The sequence below is a fragment of the Pseudomonas sp. SM4 genome, from assembly GCF_051913165.1.
In the GTDB taxonomy this organism is placed as follows: domain Bacteria; phylum Pseudomonadota; class Gammaproteobacteria; order Pseudomonadales; family Pseudomonadaceae; genus Aquipseudomonas.
In genome coordinates, this window is the sequence record NZ_JBODOE010000005.1 from 229,655 (window position 1) to 236,107 (window position 6,453).

Consider the following 6,453-nt stretch of genomic DNA (forward strand, 5'->3'; position numbering starts at 1 on the left):
AGAGTGCTCCAGATTTATTGTTGTTTACCGCGTTGGCCCAGCCAGAAGGCCAGCACCACCAGGACAATCGAAATCACCAGCATCAGCGTCGAGATCGCATTTATTTCCGGCGTCACGCCAGCCTTGATCGCTGAGAAGATGTACACCGGCAACGTTGTCGAACCGGGGCCGGCGACGAAGAAGGTCATGATGAAATCGTCGAGGCTGACCACGAACGCCAGCACCGCACCGGACAACACCGCCGGCCATAGCAACGGCAAGGTCACGCGGCGGAACACCTGCCATGGATTGGCGTACAGATCGTTCGCCGCTTCCAGCAGGCTCTTGTCCAGATCGTTGAGCCGCGCACGGATCGGCAGATAAGCAAAAGGAATGCAGAAACCAATGTGCGCGACGATCACCGTGAGCAAACCGAGCTTGATGCCCAGCGCCATGAACAGCAGCAGGGTCGCCACAGCGGTAACAATCTCCGGCAGGATCAGCGGCAGGTTGATCCCGCCCTCGACCATTTTCTGCCCGTAGAACGGCCGGTACGTGGCCAGTGCCGCGAGCAGCGCAATCGCCGTCGCGCAGACTGTGGCAATGGTTGCGACGATGATCGAATTCAGCGCCGCCGTCTGAATCGACGGATTGGCCAGAATCCGCCCGTACCAGGCAAACGAAAACTCGGTCCACACCGTCGCCGAGCGGTTGGCGTTGAAGCTGTAGGCGATCAACACGAAGATCGGCAGGTACAGATAAGCGAGGATCAGCAGGCTGATTTCGCGGGTTGCCGGGAGTTTTTTCAGGTGCAGGGAAATCATGCTTTCGCCCCCCGATTAATAGTCTTCGCCGTGCGACGGCTGTACAGCGCGTAAAGCACCAGCGACACCAGCAGAATCGCCAGCAACAGGAACGACAGCGAACTGCCCAGCGGCCAATTGCGCGCGGTGCCGAACTGTTGCTGGATCAGGTTGCCGATCATCAAAGTCTTGCCGCCGCCAAGAATCGCCGGGGTAATAAAGGCGCCGAGACTCGGCACGAACACCAGCAACGCGCCGGCAATCACGCCCGGCATCGACAGCGGCAGAATGATCCGGCGCAGCGCGTGCCAGCGATTCGCCCCGAGGTCATAAGCGGCTTCGACCAGACGCCAGTCGAGTTTCTCCAGCGTCGAGTAGATCGGCAGAATCATGAACGGCAGGAAGCTGTAGACCAGACCGACACTCACCGCGAAATCGTTGTAGAGCAGGGTGATGCCGCCGGCGCTGGGGAACAGGGCGTTAAGGCTTTGCGCAACCCAGCCGTGTTCGCGCAGGATGATCAGCCACGCGTAGTTGCGGATCAGCAGGTTGGTCCAGAACGGAATGGTGATCAGCAAGACCATCAGGTTACGCCGGCGCGGGGTCAGGCTCGACATCCACAACGCCACAGGAAAACCGAACAGGAAACACAACACGGTGGTGCCACCGGCCTGCAGCACCGAGCGCAGCAACGCTTGGGCATAGACCCAGTTCAGTTCCAGTTCGCCGTCAAAACCTTCCTGGAAAAACAGCTGCACGTAACTTTGCAGTTGCCATGGCGCTTGCCAGTCGACGCCACCGTAGGTGTTGCGCGGCAGCAGGCTGATGTAGCCCATGATCCCCAGCGGAATGGCGATCAGGGCGAGCAGGGTCAACACCACCGGGCTGAGCAACAGCGCGCGGTTGAGGGCAGGGGAAGTGCTGCTGACGCTCATCTCAGGCCTCCATCAACAGGCAGGCGTGCGGTGGCAGGTGCACGGCAACACGTTCGCCGACCGCGCGGCCAGGGTTCAGGCCTTCGTTGTTTTCGCGCAGCATGACTTTGATGTCGTTGTTCAGCCGGCACTGGTACAGCGTTGCGGTGCCGACATAGAGCACGGCCTCGATCACTCCGCGCAGGTGATGCGGTTGGCTGGCATCGACCAGTTGCGAACGCTCCGGGCGGAACGCCAGTTGCACGCTGCTGCCATTGAAGCCCTGCGGCTGACAGGCAATCTCGACCGGCATGCCGTTGGGCACGAAGAGTTTTTCGTTGTGTTCGCCGTGCTTGAGCTGGCCGGGGAGGAAGTTGATGTCGCCGATAAACTGCGCGACAAAGCGGTGTTTGGGGTGCTCGTAGATATCGGTCGGGGTGCCGATCTGCAGGATCTTGCCGGCCGACATCACCGCGATGCGGTCGGACAGGGTCAGCGCTTCTTCCTGATCGTGGGTGACGAAGATGAAAGTGATCCCGGCTTCTTTTTGCACACGCTTGAGTTCGACCTGCATTTCTTTGCGCAGCTTGAGGTCGAGCGCTGACAGCGGTTCGTCGAGCAGCAGCACTTTCGGTTTCGGCGCCAAGGCCCGGGCCAGAGCCACGCGCTGCTGTTGACCGCCGGAGAGTTCCGCCGGTTTGCGTCCGGCCAGATGCTCCATTTGCACCAGCGCGAGCATTTCGTTGACGCGATCGGGGATCAACTTGCGCTCAAGACCCTGCATCTCGAGCCCGAAGGCGATATTCTGCGCCACACTCATGTGTGGAAACAGCGCGTAACTCTGGAACACCGTGTTGACCCGGCGCTTGAATGGCGGCAGGTCATTGACCGGTTCACCGGCCAAACGAATCTCGCCTTCACTGACGTGTTCGAAGCCGGCGATGGTGCGCAGCAGGGTGGTTTTACCGCAGCCCGAGGGGCCTAGCAGAGTAAAGAATTCATTGTCGGCGATGTTCACCGAAACATTGTCGAGGGCCGGCGCGAGGCCTGGATCATCGGAATACCGTTTTGAGACGTTGCGCACTTCAATTGCTATTGGTTGACCCATAATGGTGCAATCCTCTATTTATTGTATGCAATATCTGAATGCAATTTAGAAATACCCGGATTAATCTGCGTGTGCAACCCCCTTTTTCCATGGCCGTGCATCGCCAGGGGATGGTTGCCTGACGCCAAAGGAGTGTTCGAATGACCGAGAAGAAACTGGAAACCACGGTCGACCGCGTCTACCAAGGGGTTTACGAGGCGATCAGCAAGCGTTCATTACGCCCGGGGATGAAGCTGGGCGAGGCCTCGCTGGCCGAATTATTTAATGTCAGCCGCACGTCGGTGCGCGCTGCATTGAAGCAGTTGGAGGCCGATGGACTGGTCACTACCGAGCCCAACAAAGGGGCATCGGTGTCGCTGCCGAGCAATGAAGAAATCCGTTCGCTGTTCGAAACTCGCCGGCTGATCGAGATCGGCATCGTCACCGAACTGTGCCGGCGCAAGGACAGCGCGGCGATGCAGGACTTGCGTGAACATTTATTGCTGGAGGATGAAGCCCACGCTGCCGGTGACCACGAACGGCTGATCCATCTGCTTGGCGAGTTCCACATCAAATTGGCGCGCAGCCTGAACAACCCGGTGTTGCTCGACTGGTTCCAGAAACTGATCTCGCGCGCCTCGCTGTATGCCGCTGCACTGGATGACGACAGCCACGAGGTGTGCCGCGATGACGAACACCTGCGCCTGATCGAATACATCGAGGCCGGCAATCAGAGCGCCGCCATCGAGCTGACCTGCATGCATTTGAACGGCATCGAAAAAGCCATTCTCGACGTCGCCGCGAAGATGAAAACTGGCTACCATCCGCTCAAACACCTGATCGGGGTCTAGCCTCCGAACGGCGATCAAATCGGCTATAGCTCAAATGAAACCAATACGACTGAAGACGCTCGAAACAGACGGGCGTCGCGTCGTTCTGGCGTTGCGATTTATCGGGCAATCACCACAGGACACCGAGTCAGTCGATGCAGTTTTTATCCGATAGCCACGGTTGTGATGGCTGGCAAGGCGAAATGGCCGAACGCATCCGCGCGTTCGATTGGCGCCACACCGAACTTGGCCCGTTGCATAGCTGGCCGGCGAGCCTGTGCAGCACGGTGCAATTGATGCTGGCCTCGCCGCTGCCGATGGTCATGCTTTGGGGCCGTGCCGGCTACATGATCTACAACGACGCCTACTCGAAATTTGCCGGTGGCCGCCATCCGTATCTGCTCGGTGTGCCGGTAGAGCTGGGCTGGCCGGAAGTCGCCGAATTCAACCGGCATGTGGTCGATACCTGTCTGGCCGGCGGCACCTTGTCGTTTCGCAACAAAGAGCTGGTGCTGTTGCGCGACGGCGTCCCCGAAGACGTCTGGATGGACTTGTATTACAGCCCGGTGGCCAACGATGACGGTGCGCCTGCCGGGGTCATGGCGATGGTGGTCGAGACCACCGAATTCATGCATTCCGAGCGCCTGCGCCAGGCGGCCGAAGATGCCTATCGCGCCGACAATGAACGGGTGCGCCTGGCGCTGAATGCCGGGGCCTTGCTCGGCTCGTTTGTCTGGGACGTGAAGAACAACAGGCTGTCGGCGGACGAACGTTTTGCCCGCACGTTCTCCTATCCACCGAATCAGGACCTGAGCAACCTGGCTCAAGACATCGCCGAGTCGCGCGTCCACCCCGATGATTTCGCCTGGGTGCAGGAACGTGTTGCGCATTCCGTGCAGACCGGCGAGCCGTACAACGCTGAGTATCGGGTCATGCGCAGCGATGGCAGTTACATCTGGGTGCTGGCCAGCGGTGGTTGCGAGTTTGATGAGGACGGCCGGCCGCTGCGTTTCCCCGGCGTGTTGATCGATATTCATGAACGCAAGAATGCTGAAGAATCCCTGCTCAAATTCACCCGTAATCTCGAACAGCGCGTCGGCGAAGAAGTCGAGGCGCGGCTGGCGGCTGAAGAACAGTTGCGCCAGTCGCAGAAGCTTGAGGCCATCGGCGGTCTGACCGGCGGCGTTGCCCATGACTTCAATAATCTGCTGCAAGTGATCGCCGGCAACCTGCACTTGCTGGCCCGGCACGAGCCCGACAACGCCAACGTGCAGCGCCGCGTCAGTGCTTCGCTGGCAGCAGTGGAACGCGGAGCCAAGCTGTCTTCGCAGTTGCTCGCGTTTGCTCGTCGTCAGCCGCTGTCGCCGGCAGTGTGCAATCCGCAGCAGATCTTCGAAGGCGTCGGTGAGTTGCTGCAGCGGGCACTGGGCGAAACCATTCAGATCGATGTGCAACTGCCGCCCGTGCCGTGGCACATCAACGTCGATCGCAATCAGCTGGAAAACGCCATTCTCAATCTGGCGATCAATGCCCGCGATGCCATGAAGGGTGAGGGCACCATCGGCCTCAGCGCTGCCAATGTGCAGCTCGACCGCGAGTTCTGTGCCGGCAAAGGCATCGTCCCCGGCGAGTTTGTAAGGGTGGCGGTCAGCGACAGCGGCGCGGGGATCCCGGCGCACATTCTGGAGCAGGTGTTCGAACCGTTTTTCACCACCAAGGCGGACGGCCAAGGCACCGGGCTGGGTTTGAGCATGGTCTTCGGTTTTGTCAAACAGAGCGGCGGGCATGTCGACATCGACAGTGCGGTGGGCGAAGGTACGCGCGTGCAGTTGTACTTTCCGCGCAGTTTGCGCCCGATCCTTGATGAAGCGCCCAACTTGCAACGGCAGCAGAGCGGTGGCCACGAATCGATTCTGGTGGTCGAGGACAACGACGCGGTACGCGCCTCGGCGGTCGAGCTGCTGCGCGAAGAAGGCTATCGCGTATTGACCGCCGGTAACGGCGATGTGGCGATGCAAATGCTGCTGGAAGGCGTCGAGGTCGACCTGATCTTCACCGACGTGGTCATGCCGGGCCTGATCAAAAGCTCCGACCTGTTTGCCTGGGCCAAGGTACAGACGCCGCCGGTGGCAGTACTGTTCACCTCCGGGCATACCCGCGACATCATTTCACGCAATCACCAACTGAGCCCCGATACGCATTTGCTGGGTAAACCGTACAGCCTGGAGGCAATGCTGCAGATGATTCGCGCGGTGCTTAATGCCTGACTGACAGAACCCTGTGTCTACCGGGATTCTGTGGCGCAAGGAAGTTACCTGAGGTGCAAGGAAACTATCCGAGGTCTAAGGAAAGTACCCGAGGGGTAAGGAAATTACCTGAGGTGTAAGGAAATTACCTGAGGTGTAAGGAAATTACCTGAGGTGTAAGGAAACTACCCGAGGTGTAAGGAAACTACCCGAGGTGTAAGGAAACTACCCGAGGTGTAAGGAAATTACTTGTGGCGAGGGGATTTATCCCCGCTGGAGTGCGAAGCGCTCCCCTGCATTTCTTCAGGTATGCCGAGGGGGCAGAATCTACGACTGCTGCGCAGCCGATCGGGGATAAATCCCCTCGCCACAGGAACTCACCTGTCACACAAAACTCACTAGTCATAGAGATCTGATCTGGCACCAGAGTTTTTCAGGCAATCTTTCGATCAAGGCCCGCCAATGACTTCGAAGCGTAATTCCGAAGCGCTCCCCTGCATTTCTTCAGGTATACCGAGGGGCAGAATCTACGACTGCTGCGCAGCCGATCGGGGATAAATCCCCTCGCCACAGGAACTCACCTGTCACACAAAA

5 protein-coding genes are annotated in these 6,453 nt (G+C 59.1%); 2 read left to right on the forward strand and 3 right to left on the reverse strand.

The genetic code is table 11. The features are described 5' to 3' along the window. Window positions 1-14: 14 nt before the first annotated feature. The 3 genes from ACQ4MY_RS11760 to ACQ4MY_RS11770 are packed head-to-tail and all read right to left on the reverse strand — an operon-like array spanning window position 15 to window position 2,804. Window positions 15-803 carry an ABC transporter permease gene (locus ACQ4MY_RS11760; RefSeq protein WP_008085891.1) on the reverse strand — a complete coding sequence of 263 codons (789 nt, stop codon included), beginning with the start codon at window positions 801-803 and terminating at the stop codon, window positions 15-17. After that, a complete protein-coding gene (locus tag ACQ4MY_RS11765; RefSeq protein ID WP_008085893.1) occupies window positions 800-1,717 on the reverse strand; it encodes an ABC transporter permease in 918 nt (305 codons plus the stop codon). Before ACQ4MY_RS11765 ends, ACQ4MY_RS11760 begins: the two co-directional genes overlap by 4 nt. A gap of 1 nt (window position 1,718) precedes the next feature. Next, window positions 1,719-2,804, reverse strand: a complete 1,086-nt coding sequence (locus ACQ4MY_RS11770) for an ABC transporter ATP-binding protein (RefSeq protein ID WP_440095223.1) — start codon at window positions 2,802-2,804, stop codon at window positions 1,719-1,721. 140 nt (window positions 2,805-2,944) lie between these two features. Here ACQ4MY_RS11770 and ACQ4MY_RS11775 point away from each other — a divergent pair, with 140 nt between their 5' ends. Both ACQ4MY_RS11775 and ACQ4MY_RS11780 read left to right on the forward strand, forming a co-directional pair. Then, the gene (locus ACQ4MY_RS11775; protein ID WP_008085895.1) at window positions 2,945-3,634 is read left to right on the forward strand and encodes a GntR family transcriptional regulator; all 690 of its coding nucleotides are present in this window, start codon (window positions 2,945-2,947) and stop codon (window positions 3,632-3,634) included. A gap of 134 nt (window positions 3,635-3,768) precedes the next feature. Next, window positions 3,769-5,880, forward strand: coding sequence for an ATP-binding protein (locus ACQ4MY_RS11780; RefSeq protein ID WP_440095225.1), 2,112 nt, complete (start codon window positions 3,769-3,771; stop codon window positions 5,878-5,880). The last annotated feature ends 573 nt before the right edge of the window (window positions 5,881-6,453 follow it).